We start from the raw sequence: 21,629 nt of genomic DNA, 5'->3' as shown, positions 1-21,629 counted from the left end.
GAAGTTATCTACAATTACACGTAGATTTTTAACAAAATACGCATGCGCAAACTAAAGAACAGCGAATTAAACCGATTAAGTATTGATGACTTTAAAAGCACAAACAAGACCCCTTTAATTATTGTCCTGGACAATATACGCAGCCTCAACAACATTGGTTCCGTTTTTAGAACCAGTGATGCCTTTTTAATAGAAAAGATCTATTTGTGCGGTATCACCGCTACCCCACCGCACAAAGACATTCACAAAACTGCTTTGGGCAGTACCGAAACCGTTGCTTGGGAGTATGTAAAGGATACATTGTCGTTAGTTGAAAAATTAAAAGCTGAAAATATAAAAGTTTGTGCCATCGAGCAAGCCGAAAACGCCACAATGCTAAATGACTTTACTCCAGAAACCAATACCAAATATGCTCTGGTATTTGGCAACGAAGTAAAAGGGGTCGCACAAGACGTGGTAAGCGCCAGCGATGCAGTAATAGAAATTCCACAATACGGCACCAAACACTCACTAAACATTTCGGTAAGCGCCGGCGTTGTGATATGGGATGTGTTCTCCAAGTTAAAAGCTCATAAAAAATAAGTGGCAAAAAAAGCAAAAACCCCATGGCCCACCAAAGACGTGATGACCCAGATTTACGACATGAACCTTTGGGGCGGTAAAGCATTCGATTTCTATTCTGGTGCAGGTTCGCACGATCCAAAAATCACAAAACCATATTTAGAGGCCGTTATCGATTTTTTACATTCGTTCAATACACCACTAGTAGTTTGCGATTTAGGCTGTGGTGATTTTAACATAGGCAAACATTTAGTACCCTATACAAAACAATATATTGCTGTTGACATTGTTGAAAAGCTAATCGACAGAAATAAAGAACGATACACAGCACCTAACTTGGAATTTCACTGTCGGGATATCTCGAAAGACAAACTACCTTCGGCAGATTGCATAATACTTCGGCAAGTATTACAACACTTATCGAACACAGAAATACTGGAGATAATTAAAAAAATAGCCGTTTATAAATACATTATCCTAACAGAGCATATTCCCCTAAATGACTTTATCCCTAACAAGGATATTATTTCCGGTCAAGGCATAAGAATAAAACAAAACAGCGGTGTTAATTTATTGGAAGCGCCCTTTAACCTAAAAGTTAAAGAAGTAAAAAACCTAAACACACTTGTTTTAGCGAATAACAAAGGACGTATTGTCACAACATTATACAAAGCATTTTGACGACAGGTGTGCTTGCATATTTTGCAATACTAGCTGAAAATCTCTCCCAACACCCATAAATAATCATGACGGTTTTCAACAAAATCCTTATCGGTAATATCGATGATCTTTACCTCAACATCTTTTTTATTTTTTAGAAAATCGAGATATCCAGCGTTGATCTTTTCCAGATAATCATCAGCTATATCTTGCTCATAATGACGTCCTCGGGTTTTAATATTCTCCTGAAGGCGTGATGTACTCTGATGCAAAAACACATACAAATCTGGCTTTGTAAGATCCTTATACATCAGGTCAAAAAGTTTTCTGTACAAATTGAATTCATCCTCCGGTAAAGTAATCTTAGAAAAAATAAGAGATTTAAATACATCGTAATCGCTAATGATAAAATCCTTAAACATATCAAGCTGTAACATATCCTCATGTATTTGCTGATAACGATCGGCCAAAAAAGACATTTCTAATGGAAAAGCATAACGTTGTGCATCTTCGTAGAATTTTGGCAAGAACGGATTGTCGGCAAAACGCTCTAAAATCAATTTTGCATTAAAATCATTAGCAATTTTAGTTGCCAAACTGGTTTTTCCCGCTCCTATATTCCCTTCTATAGCAATGTATTTATACTTTGAGAGGTTATAACGATCCCTTGGATTATTAAGGTTCTGGGAAATGGGCTCTAAAACAGATGTATCCCCACAACTTGCCAATAATTCGCTAACCGTTTTATGTAATATGGGGTGAACCATGTTAGGAGCCACGTCATGCAATGGCAACAACACAAATTGACGTTTGCTCATTTCGGGATGCGGCACCTCTAGGGTATCGGTCGAAATAATATCCTTTTCAGAAAAAATAATATCCAGATCGACGGTACGGGCTTGATAGCCTTCTACCCCTTCCGTTCGTACCCGCCCTAAAGAAACTTCTATAACCAACAGCTCCTGCAATACCTCTTCTGGTTTCAAATCACTTTTTAAGACCAAACACGCATTAAGAAAATCGTCACCTTCAAAACCAAATGCAGCCGATGTGTAGACTTTTGAAATAGTGATTACCATCCCTATCTTAAGGTGTATTGCCTCTACAGCCTCCTGAAGGTTTTGCAGTTTATCGCCTTTATTACTCCCCAGAGCAATATAATATGTTCTTGATCGCTTCATAAGAAAAAGCAAATTACCGAAAAGTAAATGGTTTCCTTTATATTTACTAAGCGTAATTTTTAACAAATTGAATGATACGACTCTAACTCTTTGAGTACAAATATTCAAATTTAATAGCCCCTACATTCCCCTTTCTATTTATTGAACTCATTTTAAAATGCAATAGAGAAAAATTGTTTCGAAAAATATAACTTCCCTAATTAATGAAAGCCATAATAACATTTGACTGGCAATACAATTACCAATCAGCAACAACCAAACAACTGAACAACAATTCATTTTAACAGAAGGAAATTTACTATATTTATATTTACCGTAATGATTTATACACAAATCGTTCTCGATACGATGCTCCTATGTCGCATCACTCGAACTGACATACAATAGATCATTTCTTAAATATTGCCGCGATGTGATTCTGATTTTTAATTGGAATTGTATCCAAAAAACGTTACCTGCTATAACATGAAAATCTACTACGTTTACATCCTGAAATGTTCAGACAACAGTTATTACACAGGTATAACCTCTAATTTAACAAAACGTAAATCAAAACATTCCAATGAAACGAACATTAACAAAATTTAAGCATTTTTTTCACAAAAGCGAATGTTTAAAGTTTTTAATGAGAGAACGAGTGTAAGGAGTGGTTGCACACGTTCTTAATTTTATAATTACAATAAAATCAATTAATTACTAAAATTTAAACGTGTAAAAAACACAATGACAGCTATACTTATAAAAGAAGCCCAATAACGCTAGTATATTATGCCGAATTCACGAATGTAGAGGATTGCTATAGAAAATGAAAAGCAGATAAAGAAATGGTCAAAAGCAAAAAAGAAAGCCTTGATTAAAAATGAATTTGAAAAGCTTCCTAACTTAGCCAAAAAGAAATTTAACAAACAATGAAATCTTCAAAACCATGCTCGCACCCCTACTAGACATAAAACCAAATGGAATAAGGCAATGTCAAATCGAGTGTTTTTTCTGCGGAACAAAGAAAAAATGTATCGAGATTCTAATGAAAGTAAAAAGCTACAGATAGATGTAGTACTCCTATAATCACGCCACACTACCAAAAAACATTTAACACATTTAAATAACAAGCCCATATGACTTCAAAAGACAAACTAGCCGCCCAACGTATCTATATCCTCTTAGGAGCCTTGTTTATTACATCGCTTGTAGTATCCAACCTTATCTTTCAAAAATTCTTCTTTTGGTATCCTATAGATGTATCTGTTTTTGGAAGCAAACTCTTTGTGGTTTCTGTTGGCATACTACCTTACCCTATTACGTTTTTAATTACGGACCTAATTAGTGAAATTTATGGAAAAAAGCGGGCTAACGACATTGTTGTCACGGGCATTTTTGCTTCTCTTTTCTCTGTACTAATAGTATACGTAGCCGATATTGTACCCGCCTTTCCCGATTCGCCTATAAACGACACCTTATTTTCGACCGTATTTGGACGCACCATTTTAGCTGTTGGCGCGAGTATGATTGCCTATTTATTTGCGCAATTTATAGACATTCGTATTTATCATTTCTGGAAACACTTAACCCAAGGCAAACACTTGTGGCTACGCAACAATTTCTCTACTTGGCTATCGCAATTTGTCGACACATTTTCGGTTGTATTTCTACTATGCGCCTTCGAAGTACTCCCTTGGAGCAGCTTTAAAGGGCTTTTGCTTAGTGGCTTTATCTTTAAAGTATTGGTAGCCTTATGCGACACACCTTTTTTGTATTTAGGCGTCTTTCTTTTTAGAAAGCGTTTCAAGCTCAAACTAAATGAAGAAATCAACCTAATTAGTTAACTTTAATAAATCTTAACAATAAAGACAGGTAATATTTCATCTTTTAGCATCATTTTTGCGTATATACGTAATAAAACCAACTCATGAAAAAAGCTTTAAAAATTACAGGTATCGCACTACTAATAGTTATTGCTCTTTTAATCGCCCTTCCTTTAGCCTTTAAATCGCAAATTAAGGACATGGTTAAGCGCTTTATTAACGACAACCTTAATGCTCATGTAGAATTTAGTGACGTAAGCCTTAGCTTTATAAAGAACTTCCCCCAGGCACATATTGGTGTTGACGATCTCGTAATAACCAATTTCGAACCTTTTAAAGACGAAGTCTTTACCTCTGTAAAGAACATAGCTTTTACCATGTCTGTTAAAGAATTATTTAAAACAGCAGACGAAGGGCCATTAACCATTAATGCCATTTATATAAATGAAGCTATTTTAAACTTAAAAACCGATGAAAACGGAAATGTTAATTACGACATTACAAAACCTTCAGAAGATACCACTTCTAAATCCAACGAAAATAATTTTTCATTCGACATTCAAGATTACAAAATAATCAATAGTAGCCTAAATTATAGCGATGCAAGCTCCAAGATAAACATGCGCATCACAAATTTAAACCATCAAGGTAAAGGTATTTTTTCTGCTAACACGTCAGAATTGGACACAAGCACAGAAGCTCTTGTAAGTTTTAGCATGGATAGTACCAATTACCTTAACAATAACAGCATTAAACTAAACGCGATAATAAATCTTGACTTAACAAACAACAAGTACACCTTTAAAGACAATAAAGGATTTATTAATCAGTTACCAATAGAATTTTCGGGTTATGTACAATTAATGGAAAACGGCCAGAATATAGACATTTCTTTTGAAAACCCCGAATCAGACTTTAAAAACTTTTTAGCCCTTATCCCAGAGAACTACTCTAAAAATATTGAAAATGTAGAAACTAGTGGAGACTTTAAGGTTCAAGGACGTATTTACGGAACAATTTTAGAAGACAACATTCCCAAATTCAGCATCAAAATAGCCTCCAACAATGCTTCGTTTAAGTATCCAGATCTCCCCAAACGTGTTGAAAATATTTTTATAAACACTATAATACAAAATAATAGCGGACAAACTGACGATACTTATATAAATGTAAATGCTTTAAATTTTCAAATTGACAATGACATTTTTGAATCCCGTTTAAGTTTAAAAAACATTACCAAAAACATGTTGGTAAATGCAGACATTAACGGCACCCTTAATTTAGGGAACATAACAAAAGTATACCCTATTGAATTAGACACGCCTTTAAGCGGCATTTTAAAAGCCAAGCTTAACACAGTTTTCGATATGAAAGCCATTGAAACCAATGCATACGCGCGTATAAAAAACAACGGCTCTTTAGATATTAGTGATTTTATGTTCTCTTCGGAAGACATTGTAAATCCCATACATATTTCTCAAGCAAATATGACTTTTAACCCTGGAACAATAAACCTAAATAATTTTAGGGCAAAAACAGGAGACAGCGATTTAAATGTAACAGGAACAATACAGAACCTATTAGGATTTTTGTTAAGCGACAACACCTTACAGGGTAACTTTAAGCTCACTTCGGACCTGTTTAAAGTGAGTGATTTCATGACCGAATCGGAAGAAACCCCTAAAGAAAAGAAAACAACAACTACCGAAACTTTAAAAATTCCAAAATTCCTAGACTGTACCATAAATGCAAGTGCAAAAACCGTTGTTTATGATAATTTAAACCTGAAAGATGTAAAAGGCACACTTATCTTAAAAGACCAGCAAGCCACGTTAAAAGACATGTCTTCAAGCATATTTAACGGGAAATTGGCCGTTAACGGGATTGTCTCTACGCAAACAGAAACGCCTAGTTTTCAAATTAATTTAGGGGCCGACGGCTTTGATATCTCCGAATCCTTTAAAGGAATGGCGCTTCTTCAAAACTTAGCGCCAATTGCTAAATTACTGGAGGGCAAACTAAACACAAATATTGGATTATCGGGTAATCTTGATAATGAATTTACGCCTCAACTAAACTCGCTTTCTGGTAACGCCATTGCCGAATTACTAGCTACAAAAATCAGCCCTGACCAAACAGCATTATTCTCCAAATTAGAAGGTGCTTTAAATTTTGTTGACTTCAACAAATTAGACCTCAAAGATCTAAAAACCAAATTCGAGTTTAATAACGGACAGGTAAGCGTAAAGCCATTTCAAGTTAAGTTCCAAGACATCACAATCGATATTTCGGGCTCTCACGGATTTGACAAAAAGTTAAATTATAATGCTGTTTTTAATGTACCTGCCAAATATCTAGGCAATGAAGTAAACCAATTAATTGCAAAAATAGATAGCGAAGAAACAAAAAAAATAAATGTTCCTGTTACTACCAACATTAGTGGCACATTAGCAGACCCTAGTGTTAAAACAGATCTAACAAGCAGTATTACCAACCTCACCAAACAGCTGGTTGTAATACAAAAACAAAAGCTTCTAAACCAAGGCAAGGATAAAGTAAAAAACATGCTCGGTGATCTTATAGGCAACAACCAATCCAAATCAGATTCGCTTAAAAAACAGCAAAACAACGCTATAAAAGACGTTGTAAGCGGCATCTTTAACAATCGTCAACCAAAAGTAGATTCTGCCAGCGTAAACAAGCCTAAAATGGATTCAACCAACACAAACGCCAACCAAACCAAAGAAACAGTTAAAAATGTATTGGGTGGTTTATTTGGAAACAAAAAGACAAAAGACACTATTAATTAATAAATGCTTACTTTTGTCCACAACTAAAAAATAAAGTGGTACAATTTTTTAGTTTTTTTTGAATGAAAAGCGTATCTTGTAAAAAGTACAGCTTATATATAAATATAACATACGGTCATTAAATATCCCGAGAAATGTTTCCCAAAAAGTAAAGCCTCATGGCTAACAGCTTCACCTTAAGGAAACGGACATCAATTTACCTATCCCTTGGATGGTGCTATACAATTCTCTTAAGGGGAATACTGTTTGTTTAAATATAGTTCTAAAACAACGTACTAAGCGTGTTTAGGAAAATCCTAAAACACTAATCAATTAATTAAAATTATTTATGCTAAAAATTATTGTAAAAGAAGGCGAAAATATTGAACGTGCCTTAAAACGTTACAAAAGAAAACACAGAAATATTAAAGTAATGCAAAACTTAAGGGATGGACAGTTTTTCACAAAGCCTTCCGTTAAAAGACGTCGCGAAATCCAAAAAGCAGCGTACATTCAAAACCTTAGGGATCAAGAAGATATATAATATATTGAAGCCCCATTTGCAACATCCTGTAAGTGGGGTTTTATTTTATAGAAATCGCAACTACCAACCCCTCATTAGCACGAATGTTAAAAACAGTATTATCTTCAAATATTAAATACTGCCCTTTAACGCCAACTAAAGTCCCTGTATAACTTTGCTCTTTTTCTATATTTAGGCTTTTTGGTTTTAATGGATACTGCCGAACGGGAAACTCTAAATTTGTTTCCGTATTGTTTTCTATAAAATAATCGGTTACCTCTTCTGGCAAATATGCTTTTAAGCGTTCACGCCACTCAACAAGATCTTCATCTTCAATATCATTCTTAAGCATTTTACGCCAATTGGTTTTATCGGAAACGTGCTCTTTTAAGGCAACTTCGGTAATACCTGCTAAATAACGATTGGGCACTTCAACAATTTCTATGGCTTCATGTGCTCCCTGATCGATCCAACGAGTAGGCACCTGCGTTTTACGCGTTACCCCTACCTTTACATTACTGGAATTAGCTAAATAAACAATATGCGGTTGCAACTGTACTTGCTTTTCGAAAACCAGATCACGATCTTCTTTATCTAAATGTGCCGTACTTAACTCTGGGCGCATCACCCAATCGGCCGCTTGTGGGACATCATAAAAACAACTTTTACAAAACCCTTGCCTGTAAATAGGTTTATCCAAACTACAGTTTAAACATTGGTATTTAACAAATTGAACGGTAATGTTTTTACCCAGCAACTGATTCATATTTAAAAAGTCATTTTCGAACACCAGATAATATTGAACTGGCTGTGAAAATTCGCTTTCCATTTTTGTTAAAACACCTTGGTAGGTCATGAAAAAAAGTATTATTTTTAAAAAATTAAAGATAATACAAATATGGCAATTACCTTAGTAAATTCTGTTGCTTCTTGGTTTCTAAAAAAACGCTTTCACCAAATCGATTTATTTTTGAAATACCCCAATGAAGTACAGAACGAACTCCTACTAAACCTTATTGACATTGCCAAAGACACCCATATTGGAAAACAATATGATTTTGCCTCAATAACAAACTACAGAACATTTGCCGAGCGTGTTCCAGTAACAAACTATGAAGGGTATCAAGGCCTTATTGAGCGCTCTCGATTAGGTGAAAACAATATTTTTTGGCCCCATCCTATTAAATGGTTTGCAAAGTCCAGTGGCACTACAAATGCAAAAAGCAAATTCATTCCTGTAAGCACCGAATCGTTGGAAGATTGCCACTATGCAGCAAGTAAGGATTTATTGTGCATGTACTTAAACAATAATGAGGATTCACAACTCTTTACAGGCAAAAGCCTAAGGTTAGGTGGCAGTAAAGAACTTTACAGGGAAAACGGTACTGTATTTGGCGATTTATCGGCCATCTTAATTGACAATATGCCTTTTTGGGCAGAGTTTAGTAGCACACCTAGCAATAAAGTCTCTTTAATGAGTGATTGGGAACACAAAATGCAAGCAATTGTAGATGAAACCATTAAAGAGAATGTTACGAGTTTGGCCGGCGTTCCCTCATGGATGCTCGTATTGCTTAACCAAGTATTAGAAACTACCGGCAAGCAAAATCTATTTGATGTTTGGCCTAACTTAGAAGTTTATTTTCATGGTGGCGTAAGCTTTACACCTTACAAAGACCAGTATAAAAAAATCTTACCTAAATCAGGCTTTAGGTACTATGAGATTTACAATGCTTCTGAAGGCTTTTTTGCTATTCAGGACAGAAATAATTCCAGCGAACTCTTGCTCATGTTGGATTATGGCATTTTTTACGAGTTTATACCAATGGACAACTACGGTACGCCTGAAGAAAATATTATTCCTCTTAGTGAGGTTAAAATTAACAAGAACTATGCTATGGTCATTACAACCAATGCAGGGCTTTGGCGTTATAAAATTGGGGATACCGTTCGATTCACATCAACAAATCCATACCGGATAAAAGTTTCCGGACGCACAAAACACCATATTAATGTGTTTGGTGAAGAACTCATTATTGAAAATGCTGAAGAGGCTTTGAAAAAAGTTTGCAAACGAACCAAATCGGAAATAGTGGACTACACAGCAGCCCCCATCTTTATGGAAGGCAAAGAAAAAGGAGCCCACGAATGGCTCATTGAATTCAAAACGCCTCCTAAAGACATCGATTACTTTAATGAGTTATTTGATAACGCGCTTAAAGCATTAAACTCCGATTATGAAGCCAAACGCTATAACAACCTAACACTCAACAAGCCCAAGATCCATATGGCTCGCAAACATCTATTTTATGATTGGTTAAAAGAAAACAACAAGCTTGGGGGACAACATAAAATACCTAGACTTTCCAACACACGTGACTATATCAATGACTTGCTACGCTTAAATAACTAAAACCACCAATACTTTCGACAAAGTGTAATTGCCCTGGCCCTTAAACGAGTTTATTGGGCTATTATCTAAAAGCTTAATTTATGCTTTGCCCTGTGTTTAATTAAGTATATTTTTGAATCAGTTCTAAAACTTATATGGTCAATAAATATTCACTCTCTCTAAGCTTATTTATTGTAACGCACCATAACGTTTTAAAGCAGCATTAAAAGATAAATATCCATAATGCCTATTATTAATTAACATATCCATAGAACAAAAAAACCACGCAATTGCGTGGTTTTTTTATATTATAAAAACAATATCTTAAGAAACTGCTTTTAGTTTCTTTAAAGTTGTTTTTGTTAACTTCTCCTCGGCATAAGCCTTAGTAACATTCAATTTCTTAGCTTCGCTACTTGGCAACTCAAACATAGCATCGGTTAAAATCTCTTCACATAAGGAACGTAACCCTCTAGCTCCCAGTTTATACTCGATAGCCTTATCTACAATAAATCCTAAAGCGCCATCGGTAATGGAAAAGTCTATTTCGTCCATAGTAAACAACTTCTTATATTGCTTAATAATGGCATTTTTAGGTTCAGTTAAGATAGCTCTTAAAGTATCGGCATCTAAAGGATCCATATAGGTTAGCACTGGTAATCGTCCTATAATTTCAGGAATTAAGCCAAAATCCTTTAAATCTTTTGGTATAATATATTGTAATAAATTTTCTTGATCTACAACATCATCAGAAATAGATGCACTATAACCAACGGCCTGCATATTTAAACGTTTGGATATAACACGTTCTATACCATCAAAAGCGCCACCGGCTATAAACAAAATATTCTCTGTATTTACTTCTATAAACTTTTGATCGGGATGTTTACGACCTCCTTTTGGCGGCACATTTACTACAGTTCCTTCCAATAATTTCAACAAAGCTTGCTGTACACCTTCACCGGATACATCGCGTGTAATGGACGGATTGTCACTTTTACGAGCTATTTTATCTATCTCGTCAATAAATACAATACCTTTTTCGGCTTTATCCAAATTATAGTCTGCTGCCTGTAATAAACGTGTTAAAATACTTTCTACATCCTCACCAACATAACCTGCCTCTGTTAAGACGGTAGCATCTACAATAGCCAATGGCACATTAAGCATTCTCGCAATGGTTTTAGCCATTAAAGTTTTACCTGTTCCTGTTTGCCCAACCATAATGATATTACTCTTCTGGATATCAATATCGTCGTTCGAGGTAGGCTGTAACAATCTCTTATAGTGGTTATAGACCGCAACAGACATGACTTTTTTGGTCATATCCTGTCCGATAATATACTCATCAAGAAATTCCTTGATTTGAATTGGTTTACGGAGTTTTAATTCTGCTGATAGGTCGTGGCTGTCACTTTGCTTTGATTCTTCAATAACAATACCATGTGCTTGTTCAATACACCTATCACATATATGTGCATCCAACCCAGCTATCAATAAGTTCGTCTCTGGTTTTTTTCTACCACAAAACGAACATTCTAATTCTTCCTTTGCCATTAATTATTTATTTTATGAAAAAATAAATCATCATAAATCCCTCTATAACAATTTATTAAATTTACAATTTTTAATTTTAATTGCGCTTTAAAATCTCATCAATCATACCATATTCCTTCGCTTTATCGGCCTTCATCCAGTAGTCACGATCACTGTCTTGATATATCTTGTCGTAATCCTGTCCAGTATGGTTACTAATAATTTTGTAAAGTTCTTCTTTTAAAATCAAAATTTCTCTAGCTGTAATTTCTATATCACTAGCCTGTCCTTGAGCTCCCCCAAGAGGCTGATGGATCATGACACGGGAATGTGTTAAACCGCTACGTTTTCCTTTGGCTCCGGCACACAATAAAACAGCTCCCATTGACGCTGCCATCCCTGTACAAATTGTCGCCACATCTGGCTTTATAAACTGCATGGTATCGTAAATCCCCAATCCAGCATATACGCTACCTCCCGGTGAGTTTATATATATTTGAATGTCCTTTGATGAATCGGTACTCTCTAAAAACAATAGTTGTGCCTGAATGATATTTGCCACTTGATCGTTGATTGCAGTACCCATAAAAATAATACGATCCATCATTAAACGAGAAAACACATCAAAAATAGCAACGTTTAATTGACGTTCCTCAATAATATTTGGTGTAAGGCTGGTAGGGTACATACTGCTCATAATTTTATTATAATATGTACTGCTAATGCCTTGGTCTTTTATCGCGAATTTTTCAAATTCTTTAGCGTAATCCATAATACTCTACTTGTTAGATTGTTAGTTAAAAAATCAGGTCTTTTAAATAACGTTATTCTTATATACTTAGTACTCAAAAGCCTGAATTCATTAATAAATTAGGCGCTATAACGAATTCGTTATAGCGCCTAAATATAAGCAATTATTATTTTATAAAAAGCCTTGATTATTTATCGCCATAAACTTCTTTCACAAAGTCTTCGTAGCTTAACTCCTTAACCTTGATATTAGCTTTTTCTTTATAAAGTTCCAATAATTTTTGGCTGATAAGCTGTTCTGAAATACGACGTGCTTCATCTTGATTAGATAATACTCTTGCAGCAATATCATCTAACTCCTTATCTGATGGATCCAATTGACCAAACTGTGCCATTTGCGCCTTAATCATTTCTCTTGCATGCCCTTTAATGTCGTCAATCGTTACCTGAATGTCATTATCGGTAATTAACTTACCCTCTATTAACTGATAGCGCAAACTTTTTTCAGATTTCTCATACTCTTCTTTAGCTTGATCGTTATCTAATGGCTGTTCTCCTGCTGTTTGCAACCATTTTTGTAAAAACTCTACAGGCAAATCGAACTTAGTATTTTCAACTAAGTATTCGGTTACATCGTTCAACAACTTTTGGTCCGACTGCTGAACAAATTGTTTTTCGGCGTCTTCTTTTATTTTTGCTTTTAATTCGGTAACCGACTTAACAGTGTCTTTACCAAAAAGCTTGTCAAATAATTCCTGATCTAAATCTGCCAGTTCTCGTTTGTTAATTTCTGTAATTGTAAAGTTTACCTCTATATCCAATCCGTGCGCTTCATCATGACTAACTTTTAATGCATGCATTAACTCATGGTCATCTTCATATAGCCCTTTTGTATTTAAAGTAATAACATCACCTACTTTAGCTCCTACAAATTGCTTAGCAGTTGCTTTTCCTTTAAATTTATCTAAAGTTAAAGTTACTGTATTATCTATTTCCTTTTCTTCATTATTATAGGTTCCTGTAATCTCACTATCGGCTTCCACCGTATCTTGAGACACCAACTTTCCATATTGTTTTTGAATACGCTCTACTTGCTCATCGATCATCTTATCGTCGGCGATAATATTGTAATGCGTTATTGCTTTTTTACTTTTTAATTCAACGTCAAACTCTGGAGCTAGCCCTAACTCAAACTCGAAAGTAAAACCTTCAGAATCCCAATCGATATCATCTTGAGGTTTTGGTAACGGCTGTCCTAGAACATCTAATTTTTCTTCTGTAAGATATTTGTTTAAAGCATCTTGTAGCAGTTTGTTCACTTCGTCTACCAAAACAGCTTTACCGTATTGCTTTTTTACCATTCCCATTGGAACATGGCCTTTTCTAAAACCAGGAATATTAGCTGTTTTGCGATAATCTGTTAAGATTTTCTCTACCTTATCGCTATAATCCTCTTTAGCAATATCAACTTTTACTACAGCATTTAATGCGTCAACGTTTTCTCTTGTAATATTCATTTTTATAATGATATAGATCCCTATACGGGTATTTAACAAAAAGGCTCTTTTTAAAAGCCTAAAAATTTATGTATCTAAAATTGGGATGCAAAAATATAACATTTTAGCATCCCAACAAAGTTTTTAACCGCTTGATTTTAAGCTATTTTTTATTATCATTTCGATACAAATCCATAAATAAGATTATTTCCAAAATCTGTTGCTTTCTTTGATTCTCATTATTTATTCAAACAACGATTTAAGTTTCTGTTTTAAATCGTTCCCTCTTAAATACCTAGCGATGACTACTCCATTTTCGTCGATCAAAAAGTTATCTGGGATATCTCTAACACCATAAATCTTTGCAGCTCTATTATCCCCTCCATTTAAATCGCTCACGTTATCCCAAACCAAACCATCATCTTCAATAGCCCGAATCCATTTATCTTTATTTGTATCTAAAGAAATACTCAAGATTACAAACCCTTTATCTTTATACATTTGGTACAATTCAACCAATTCTGGGTTAAATGCCCTACATGGACCACACCAAGAAGCCCAAAATTCAAGCAAGGTATATTTCCCTTTTATTTCTGATAGCTGAATCCATTGCCCTTTATCGTTCATTTGTTTAAAGTCTATAAATTCTCCTCCAACTATTGGGTTTTTATTTATTTCCACGAAATCCTTGATTGATTTACCTTCTTCTGTCTCTTGCAACGTTTCACTCAACATATGAAACAATTTATTGGTTTCTGCTGCTCCTATCTTTTCTTTAGTTCCAACATTTAAAACGGTAAGGCTTTCATAGGAATCAGGGTAATCGCGAATGAACTTCTTGTTTATCTCCACTTCTTCATCTATCATTCGGTTATAAATAACAAACAGAGAATCCCTATTGCTATCAGTTACCATACTGTTTACCTTGCTCATTTCCCTATGTATAGAGTCTTTGCGTTCCTTTAGAATATCTGCTTCTTTTTGCGTTTTGGAACCGGACACCTTACTATTAACAAAGCCCCCTTTTTCTCCATCAATATCAATCTTATGGTTCTCCAGCCAAAACATTTTTTGATCTCTTGTGCTTTCTATTCTCAACATGACGCGCCTTGGTCGCTTTATACTTCCTTTAAATTGAAATCTTTCATTAATTATGTCTGTCACTCCCATTATTGAGTCTTTATCAAAGTACATCATAACTTTTGTACTGTCTGGCATATCTTTAATTACACCGTTCACCAAATAACCATTAGTTACACTCTTTTTTTGACAAGAAAAGATCAACAAAATAAAAATCAGCAAACTATTTTTCATTCATCTAAGTTTTAGTTTATTATTAATCATGAAAAGTTTGTCCTTGTTTTCACATTAGGCATGCTCTCCTCTATTCTACCACATTATACACGCTCTCTTTATACCCAATACGACCATCCTTTGAAATAACCTCAACAACAATAACATACTCTCCACCTATATCGCCATTGTAAAAGGTCTCAAAAGCTTTTCCCGTTTGATTTGTTTTAACACTATGGTTCCAGTATATTAGACTTCTTAAATCTAAAGGCATATTACTTGCATCTGGCTCATCATATCTTGGAGCATAAAATTCTTTTGCCGGAGAAAAAACATCAATTGCAGCATTTAAAGTTCCGGGAAAAGGCTTAGCGCTACCATGAATCCCAACTTCCCCTTTTGTATAAATTGAAATAATGTGTCCCATATAAGGAGCTTCCAAAGGATTTGTTTCTGGAAAGACTTCTAAATAACGGCTTTTGAAAAACTTGGCATATTTTATAAGGTCAACCCGTTCTACAATTTCAGATGGCATGTTCGAAACAAATTCGTATTCATATTTTTGCAACAAACGACCATCTACCATTAACAAAGTAGGCTCGTTACGTCCTCCTTTAATATGAGCCAACATAAACCCATCAGAAAACTGCTCTATTTCTATTTGATCCCCATAATTAAACAATAAGATACTATACAAACCATACGACCAGTTTTTTTCTTTATTACGGATTTCATCACCAGTTATAATAACATCTGGCTCACCATACTTTTTACTAATGTTTTTCTGTTTTGGAGTCATTCTATACCCTTTAACCAATACTGTTTCCAATTGGGTTACTCCGTAAAGGGAATCAAAAGCCTTTTCTACTCGCTTACGTTCACTTTGAGCCTTAACCACCTTTTTTACAATATCACCCCCTTCTTCTTCAGCACTATTATAGACCACTTTAGGTGGTCTTTGCCGATCTAACAAAATAGTATAGTTATTTTTTTTACCTAAAGTATCCCTTGCTTGCAACCAAACCTTTGTCCGGTCTCCATAAATATCTGGCAACAAAAAACGAAACTCACCCGTAGTATCTGATATTTGATTTTGAATAGAGGATACATCTCCAAAAGTAAGCATAGTCACCCCAACATCTTTAGCTGGCTTTTTCTTTAAACCACCTGCCTGAACGACGCCCTTTACCATAAGGCCTGGTTGCGGTAAAAAAAATGAGGTGTCCTTTCTTTTTATTGGGTATTTGTAATCACGCCATCCTTGAGTTAAAAGCAATGCATCAAGATCCCCAAATCTAATGGGAGATCCTTTCTTAAAATAATACCCGGGATCTTCTACTTCTCCACGAAGTTCTGAGTTTAACAAAAAATAGGACAGAATCGTTTCATCCAACCCTTTACGCCATTGCTCCTTATTGATTACCAATACAGATATATCTGTTTCAGGCAAAGGCAAACTGTCATCTCCGGCAACACCAATATTTAATTTGATTTCCTCTCGATTTTTATAGGCAATTTTATCTGTATTAAGTGCAATGGACAACCTATTTTTAGGAGACTCGTTAAAATACAAACGTTCAGCAACAGGCATCTGCTTGTCATTCAGCAGTGTAAAAACAATGATGCCTTCAGGCAAACTACAAGAGGGCAATTCAGCAACTAAACGCCCTTCCTGCAATACACCTTCAACAATGTAATAATCCACTCCTCTACAACTAACCTTTATATAAATATTGCTATTAAGGCAATTAGACACAACCCTTAACTTCACCTTATCCTTATCCTTTAAAACCGATAAATTACTACCTTTCGAAACCACTTTGGGCAGTGGATACAATGTTTCGTGAACAATATCGTTTACCGAATAGACCTTCGCATGATAAACCCTACTGCTATCTGCTTTTAGAAAAAAAGCCCCCATCCCTAAATGATTACTCTTAAATGTAGCTGCCAAGTTCCCCAAATCATCGAACACTTTTCCTACAACACACCTTCCCTTACCGTTAAAGCCCAAGACCTTTACGCCTATTTTATTTTGCAAACCATGAACTAATTTGCCACTTTCCGGAAAGAAGTTTACATCTAAGCAAGAACTATTTATGGCAATTGTTTTCGAATAGCAATCCCCTGAACCATTATCAAAATTAAGAGCAATCCAATCTGCCTCATTAGATACTTCATACTCCATTAAATACCTCTCTTTACCCTTAATTGTTAAAGTGTCCCTCCCCGTCCCCCAATCCAAATAAACTTTTATTGCCTTTTTAGTTTTTTCATTCCCTCGATATGGTTTTAACTCTCCTGTTAAAACAAATTGGCCTTGTTCTTTCTCTACCAAGACCAAATCTCCCAGCACCTGTTTACTGTTCTTATTAAGTGAATCTACAATGTTAACGTAGCTTTTGAACATAAAATCATCACCAAAATTTCTATTCCATAGAGTATAGGCCCTTACCAGATATCGTCCCAGTCCATAATCACTATGCAATTCGAATGCTCCATTACCAATCCCATGGTTCAATTTCACCAGCTTGTGTTTAACAATCTCTCCATTGGGAGCTATTAAATCGACATAAAGCACCCCACTAATATTGGTAGGCTTTGTAGTTTCCGTATCTACTACAATGGCCTTAAACCAAATCGTTTGATCCTTTGCATATACTTTAGAGCTAAGTTGCAGGTATACCTTTTCGGCTATTAACAAATCCATCGCACTATCTTCTTTTTCTTGTGAAAAAGACAAATTTGAAAACAACAATAAACCGAAAACACCACAAATGCGAACCGAAACAAACACCCTAAAGAAAGTTTGCCTCCTTATCCCTTTAGTTGTCATCATAAAAAACACTAAGCTATTTTTTATCTTCTTTTAAAAGAGAATGCAGAATAGATTGAAGTATGGAAAGGAGCACACTGAATAGGATAGCAGTCCAAATACTACTAACCGAAAACCCATCAATCAAATTATCGGCCAATAAGATAATTAAAGCGTTAATAATTAGTAAAAACAAACCCAAGGTAACTATGGTTATTGGCAAGGTGAAAATTACCAAAACAGGCTTTACAAATAGATTCAAGAGCGATAAAACCACGGCTACAACAACAGCTGTAACATAACTATCTACATATACCCCGTTTAAAACTTTAGACAGTACTATAACGGCCAATGCGTTTAGCAATAGTTTGACTATTAAATTCATAGATCTTACATTTATTCCTTAAATCTACGAAAAAATCATGAAACAAATCTTACAACAGCTTCGAAAAAGTCTTTAGGGTTCTCGGCATGCAACCAATGACCAGCATTAGCAATAGTAACGATTTTTGCATTGGGAAAGTGATTTGAAATAACAGCTTCATCCCCCACTCCTATATATTCAGAACGGTCGCCCCTTAAAAACAATGCATCATTATTAAAAGCAGCATAACTAGGCAAGGGTTCACCTACCTCAGCAACCTCCGTTTTTAAAACCTCAAGATTCATTCGAAATGCCAACACTCCTTTCTCTTTCCAATATAAATTTTTAAGTAAAAATTGGCGTGTTCCCAAATCTTTCACATATGCACTCAGTTGTTTATCGACCTCACCTCTGCTTTTAACAACATTAAAATCAATAGCACTTAGTCCATTTAAAATAGCGTCATGATGTACAGGATAAAAGCGCGGTGAAATATCGGCAACAATTAGTTTTGAAACAAAATTGGGGTATTCTGTAGCAAATAACATGGCTGCTTTCCCCCCCATGGAATGCCCTAACAAAACGATGTCTGACAACTGATGTGCTTCACAATAATTCTTTAAATCCTCTACTAAAACTTCATAACTAAAATTATCATCCCAAAAGCTCCTACCGTGATTACGTTGATCAACCAAATGTACTTGAAAGCCCTGGTCACTAAACTGTTTTCCAAGAGTTTTCCAATTATCGCTCATTCCTAAAAAACCGTGCAGGATAACAAATGGATGTCCCTCTCCTATAATATTTGAATGTAAAATCTGTTCTATTGCCACGAAAAATTATTATTGTGATTAATTACAAGTCAACCGTTACTAGGTGTACACTTTAAATATTTGCCTCAATACCGTATCCTATCTTCTGTTTTCAATCTTCAAAACTTTTAACTTTTAGCTTTTAACTTATTAAGATACATTTGAATAACATTCTCTACCCCTAAATACAAACTTTCCGCAATTAAGGCATGTCCAATAGACACCTCCTGAACCCCTGGGACATTTTTCTTAAAAAATGCAATATTGTCCAGCGATAAATCATGACCTGCATTAATTCCCAACCCTAAATCTATAGCCAACTCTGCGCATTCAACATAAGGCTTAACTCCCTCTGTATTCCCTAGTCCATATTGGTGGGCATAGGCTTCGGTATACAGCTCAATTCTATCTGTTCCTGTTGCTTTAGCGCCTTCTATTTGCTTTAAAACGGGATCGACAAAAATAGATGTCCGAATACCATTTTGCTTAAATTCCTGAATGACATCAATTAAAAAGTCTTTATGTTTAATAATATCCCATCCGGCATTAGAAGTTATTGCATCAACTGCATCTGGCACTAAAGTAACTTGGGTTGGCTTAATACTTATAACCAAATCCAAAAACGATTTTATAGGATTTCCTTCTATATTGTATTCGGTATAAACTTCTGGTTTTAGATCGCGTGCATCTTGATAGCGTATATGGCGCTCATCAGGTCGTGGGTGTATCGTTACACCTTCTGCACCAAAACGTTGCACATCTTTAGCAAACTGTACTACATTTGGCACATCCCCTCCCCTGGAGTTTCGCAAAGTAGCTATCTTATTAATATTAACACTCAACTTTGTCATGAATCGCTGTTTTAAATGACAAAAATACAAAGTAGAACAAGCTTAAGTACTATTTTTTTGATTAATTTGCACAGGTAATTTGGTGTAATAGCAATGGCATTCGCAATTGGTAAAGCAAACTACCTCGGGGTAAACCCACGAGGCATTTATTAGAATAAACACTATTGGTTTCGAGGCAAGCCTCGGAGCATTTAAATCTCGGTTATCGAGTCAACACTAAAAAACATAAAATAAACAATGAAGCTTTCTCAATATATAATTAACGATATAGAACCGTTAAACGTCAACAGCAACATAAGCGAATTACAGCAGTTGTTTAATCGGCTTACCTATTCCCATATTCCGGTAAAAGACGACAACGATGTATTTATAGGTTGCTTTTTTGAAACCGACGCGCATTGCTTTGAAACGGACAAACTGTTAAAAGACTACAAATATGCACTCGAAGACTTTTTTGTTCGGGACACCACACTTTGGTTGGATGTACTGGAAGTTTTTGCCCAAAAGTCTACCAACATCATGCCTGTTTTAGATAATGACAACAAATACCTGGGCTATTACGAATTAAACGATATTATAAGTTTATTTGCTGAGTCTCCATTTTTTTCTGAAGCTGGTGGTATTTTGGTTATCGAAAAAGGCATTAACGATTACTCTTTTAGTGAGATAAGCCAAATAGTAGAATCAAACAACGGCAGACTTTTAGGCGCTTTTATTTCAAAAATAAAAAATGATGTCGCGCAAGTCACTCTTAAAATAGCAAATGTTAGCCTTAATGAAATTATACAGACCTTTAGGCGCTATAGCTATAATATTGTTTCCGGTCATGAAGACGACAGCTATAACGAGATCCTAAAAGAAAGATCGGAATATTTAAAGAAATATTTAAACATATAGATTTATGAAGGTTGCTATTTTTGGTCGATTTTATAATAAAACCACAAGTGCTTCGGTATTGACGCTTTTTAATTACTTACTAAAAAAGAACATTGATGCCTATATTGAAACTGAATTCCATAGTCTTATTAAAAACAACTCTACTATAATTAAAGATTTTGAATCCTTTAAAACCTTTGACACCTTAGACGATTCGTTTGATTTATTTATTAGTGTAGGAGGCGACGGCACCATTTTAAGAGCTACTACCTTTGTAAAAGACATTAACATTCCCATTATTGGAATCAACACTGGGCGTTTAGGGTTTTTAGCAACCATTCAAGTAGGCGAAATAGAAAATGCCATTCAGGATATTATTGATGGTAATTATAACATATCTGAACGCAGCTTACTTGCTGTCGAGACCATACCTGAAAACAAAAACCTTAACGCCTTAAACTTTGCACTTAATGAAGTAGCTGTAAGCAGAAAAAATACGACATCCATGATTACTGTAGAAACCCACTTGGATGGCGAATACCTCACATCGTATTGGAGCGATGGCTTAATTGTATCGACCCCAACAGGATCTACCGGCTATTCCCTTAGTTGTGGAGGCCCCGTAATAACACCTGGCGCTAACAGTTTGGTTTTAACACCTATCGCACCCCACAATTTGAGTGCTCGACCGCTAGTCATTCCAGACTCAACTGAAATTCAATTAAAAGTTGACGGCAGAGAAGAGCAACACCTAGTATCATTAGACTCCAGAATTGCAACTTTAGACAATGGGACCATTATAAAAATAAAAAAGGCCCCCTTTAAAATTAAGATGATAGATCTTTTAAACGAAAGCTTTTTGGTAACACTTCGCAAAAAGTTACTTTGGGGTGAAGACAAACGTAACTAAGCAATAAATTAATAGAAA

19 protein-coding genes and 1 pseudogene are annotated in these 21,629 nt (G+C 35.2%); 10 read left to right on the top strand and 10 right to left on the bottom strand.

The features are described 5' to 3' along the window. The first annotated feature begins 42 nt into the window (after positions 1–42). Positions 43–582: an RNA methyltransferase gene (locus tag JF259_RS14815; protein ID WP_199116398.1), complete on the top strand. Its 540-nt coding sequence runs from the start codon at positions 43–45 to the stop codon at positions 580–582. Next, complete coding sequence (locus JF259_RS14810) at positions 583–1,242, top strand: class I SAM-dependent methyltransferase (protein WP_317192095.1); 660 nt, start codon at positions 583–585, stop codon at positions 1,240–1,242. 29 nt (positions 1,243–1,271) lie between these two features. Here the strand turns inward: JF259_RS14810 and folK are convergent, their stop codons facing one another. Next, positions 1,272–2,402, bottom strand: a complete 1,131-nt coding sequence (gene folK / locus JF259_RS14805; RefSeq protein WP_199116396.1) for a 2-amino-4-hydroxy-6-hydroxymethyldihydropteridine diphosphokinase — start codon at positions 2,400–2,402, stop codon at positions 1,272–1,274. 465 nt (positions 2,403–2,867) lie between these two features. Here folK and JF259_RS14800 point away from each other — a divergent pair, with 465 nt between their 5' ends. From JF259_RS14800 to rpsU, 5 genes and pseudogenes are all read left to right on the top strand, one after another. Further along, positions 2,868–2,990, top strand: coding sequence for a GIY-YIG nuclease family protein (locus JF259_RS14800; protein ID WP_199116389.1), 123 nt, complete (start codon positions 2,868–2,870; stop codon positions 2,988–2,990). A 128-nt stretch (positions 2,991–3,118) separates the two neighbouring features. Then, positions 3,119–3,314 (top strand): annotated as a pseudogene (locus JF259_RS17645) (GIY-YIG nuclease family protein); the annotation flags it as partial. A gap of 203 nt (positions 3,315–3,517) precedes the next feature. Beyond that, the gene (locus JF259_RS14795; RefSeq protein ID WP_199116387.1) at positions 3,518–4,225 is read left to right on the top strand and encodes a queuosine precursor transporter; all 708 of its coding nucleotides are present in this window, start codon (positions 3,518–3,520) and stop codon (positions 4,223–4,225) included. An 83-nt stretch (positions 4,226–4,308) separates the two neighbouring features. Then, positions 4,309–7,014, top strand: a complete 2,706-nt coding sequence (locus JF259_RS14790) for an AsmA family protein (RefSeq protein ID WP_199116385.1) — start codon at positions 4,309–4,311, stop codon at positions 7,012–7,014. Positions 7,015–7,342: 328 nt separating this feature from the next. After that, entirely contained in the window at positions 7,343–7,537 is a 195-nt protein-coding gene (gene rpsU / locus JF259_RS14785) for a 30S ribosomal protein S21 (protein ID WP_199116383.1), read from the top strand. 40 nt (positions 7,538–7,577) lie between these two features. On the opposite strand, the gene JF259_RS14780 is transcribed toward rpsU, so the two are convergent. Then, positions 7,578–8,372: a DUF2797 domain-containing protein gene (locus tag JF259_RS14780; protein ID WP_199116381.1), complete on the bottom strand. Its 795-nt coding sequence runs from the start codon at positions 8,370–8,372 to the stop codon at positions 7,578–7,580. A gap of 42 nt (positions 8,373–8,414) precedes the next feature. On the opposite strand from JF259_RS14780, the gene JF259_RS14775 reads away from it, so the two are divergent. After that, positions 8,415–9,929, top strand: coding sequence for a GH3 auxin-responsive promoter family protein (locus JF259_RS14775; RefSeq protein ID WP_199116379.1), 1,515 nt, complete (start codon positions 8,415–8,417; stop codon positions 9,927–9,929). 303 nt (positions 9,930–10,232) lie between these two features. On the opposite strand, the gene clpX is transcribed toward JF259_RS14775, so the two are convergent. From clpX to JF259_RS14735, 8 genes are all read right to left on the bottom strand, one after another. Then, complete coding sequence (clpX, locus tag JF259_RS14770) at positions 10,233–11,465, bottom strand: ATP-dependent Clp protease ATP-binding subunit ClpX (protein WP_199116377.1); 1,233 nt, start codon at positions 11,463–11,465, stop codon at positions 10,233–10,235. Between the two features lie 76 nt (positions 11,466–11,541). Beyond that, entirely contained in the window at positions 11,542–12,216 is a 675-nt protein-coding gene (clpP, locus tag JF259_RS14765) for an ATP-dependent Clp endopeptidase proteolytic subunit ClpP (protein WP_199116375.1), read from the bottom strand. A 166-nt stretch (positions 12,217–12,382) separates the two neighbouring features. Then, on the bottom strand, positions 12,383–13,711 hold the full coding sequence (gene tig, locus JF259_RS14760; RefSeq protein ID WP_199116373.1) for a trigger factor: 1,329 nt from the start codon (positions 13,709–13,711) through the stop codon (positions 12,383–12,385). Between the two features lie 222 nt (positions 13,712–13,933). Then, positions 13,934–15,004: a TlpA disulfide reductase family protein gene (locus tag JF259_RS14755; RefSeq protein ID WP_199116371.1), complete on the bottom strand. Its 1,071-nt coding sequence runs from the start codon at positions 15,002–15,004 to the stop codon at positions 13,934–13,936. Between the two features lie 70 nt (positions 15,005–15,074). Next, positions 15,075–17,822: a hypothetical protein gene (locus JF259_RS14750; protein WP_199116369.1), complete on the bottom strand. Its 2,748-nt coding sequence runs from the start codon at positions 17,820–17,822 to the stop codon at positions 15,075–15,077. A gap of 13 nt (positions 17,823–17,835) precedes the next feature. After that, entirely contained in the window at positions 17,836–18,183 is a 348-nt protein-coding gene (locus JF259_RS14745) for a phage holin family protein (RefSeq protein ID WP_199116367.1), read from the bottom strand. 35 nt (positions 18,184–18,218) lie between these two features. Further along, positions 18,219–18,995 (bottom strand): alpha/beta fold hydrolase, encoded by a 777-nt coding sequence (locus JF259_RS14740; RefSeq protein WP_199116366.1) that lies wholly within the window; start codon positions 18,993–18,995, stop codon positions 18,219–18,221. Between the two features lie 107 nt (positions 18,996–19,102). Next, positions 19,103–19,825 carry a pyridoxine 5'-phosphate synthase gene (locus tag JF259_RS14735; protein ID WP_199116364.1) on the bottom strand — a complete coding sequence of 241 codons (723 nt, stop codon included), beginning with the start codon at positions 19,823–19,825 and terminating at the stop codon, positions 19,103–19,105. 237 nt (positions 19,826–20,062) lie between these two features. Here JF259_RS14735 and JF259_RS14730 point away from each other — a divergent pair, with 237 nt between their 5' ends. After that, positions 20,063–20,722: a CBS domain-containing protein gene (locus JF259_RS14730; protein ID WP_199116362.1), complete on the top strand. Its 660-nt coding sequence runs from the start codon at positions 20,063–20,065 to the stop codon at positions 20,720–20,722. 4 nt (positions 20,723–20,726) lie between these two features. Further along, positions 20,727–21,611, top strand: a complete 885-nt coding sequence (locus JF259_RS14725; RefSeq protein ID WP_199116360.1) for an NAD kinase — start codon at positions 20,727–20,729, stop codon at positions 21,609–21,611. Positions 21,612–21,629 lie beyond the last annotated feature (18 nt).

The organism is Snuella sedimenti (genome assembly GCF_016428595.1).
GTDB classification, from domain to species: domain Bacteria; phylum Bacteroidota; class Bacteroidia; order Flavobacteriales; family Flavobacteriaceae; genus Snuella; species Snuella sedimenti.
This window is presented reverse-complemented; position numbering and strand designations above follow the sequence as displayed.

Coding starts and splice junctions, on each gene's coding strand:
- JF259_RS14815 (WP_199116398.1), top strand. CDS start 43: ATGCGCAAACTAAAGAACAGCGAATTAAACCGATTAAGTATTGATGAC.
- folK (WP_199116396.1), bottom strand. CDS start 2,402: ATGAAGCGATCAAGAACATATTATATTGCTCTGGGGAGTAATAAAGGC.
- JF259_RS14800 (WP_199116389.1), top strand. CDS start 2,868: ATGAAAATCTACTACGTTTACATCCTGAAATGTTCAGACAACAGTTAT.
- JF259_RS14795 (WP_199116387.1), top strand. CDS start 3,518: ATGACTTCAAAAGACAAACTAGCCGCCCAACGTATCTATATCCTCTTA.
- JF259_RS14790 (WP_199116385.1), top strand. CDS start 4,309: ATGAAAAAAGCTTTAAAAATTACAGGTATCGCACTACTAATAGTTATT.
- rpsU (WP_199116383.1), top strand. CDS start 7,343: ATGCTAAAAATTATTGTAAAAGAAGGCGAAAATATTGAACGTGCCTTA.
- JF259_RS14780 (WP_199116381.1), bottom strand. CDS start 8,372: ATGACCTACCAAGGTGTTTTAACAAAAATGGAAAGCGAATTTTCACAG.
- JF259_RS14775 (WP_199116379.1), top strand. CDS start 8,415: ATGGCAATTACCTTAGTAAATTCTGTTGCTTCTTGGTTTCTAAAAAAA.
- clpX (WP_199116377.1), bottom strand. CDS start 11,465: ATGGCAAAGGAAGAATTAGAATGTTCGTTTTGTGGTAGAAAAAAACCA.
- clpP (WP_199116375.1), bottom strand. CDS start 12,216: ATGGATTACGCTAAAGAATTTGAAAAATTCGCGATAAAAGACCAAGGC.
- tig (WP_199116373.1), bottom strand. CDS start 13,711: ATGAATATTACAAGAGAAAACGTTGACGCATTAAATGCTGTAGTAAAA.
- JF259_RS14755 (WP_199116371.1), bottom strand. CDS start 15,004: ATGAAAAATAGTTTGCTGATTTTTATTTTGTTGATCTTTTCTTGTCAA.
- JF259_RS14750 (WP_199116369.1), bottom strand. CDS start 17,822: ATGATGACAACTAAAGGGATAAGGAGGCAAACTTTCTTTAGGGTGTTT.
- JF259_RS14745 (WP_199116367.1), bottom strand. CDS start 18,183: ATGAATTTAATAGTCAAACTATTGCTAAACGCATTGGCCGTTATAGTA.
- JF259_RS14735 (WP_199116364.1), bottom strand. CDS start 19,825: ATGACAAAGTTGAGTGTTAATATTAATAAGATAGCTACTTTGCGAAAC.
- JF259_RS14730 (WP_199116362.1), top strand. CDS start 20,063: ATGAAGCTTTCTCAATATATAATTAACGATATAGAACCGTTAAACGTC.
- JF259_RS14725 (WP_199116360.1), top strand. CDS start 20,727: ATGAAGGTTGCTATTTTTGGTCGATTTTATAATAAAACCACAAGTGCT.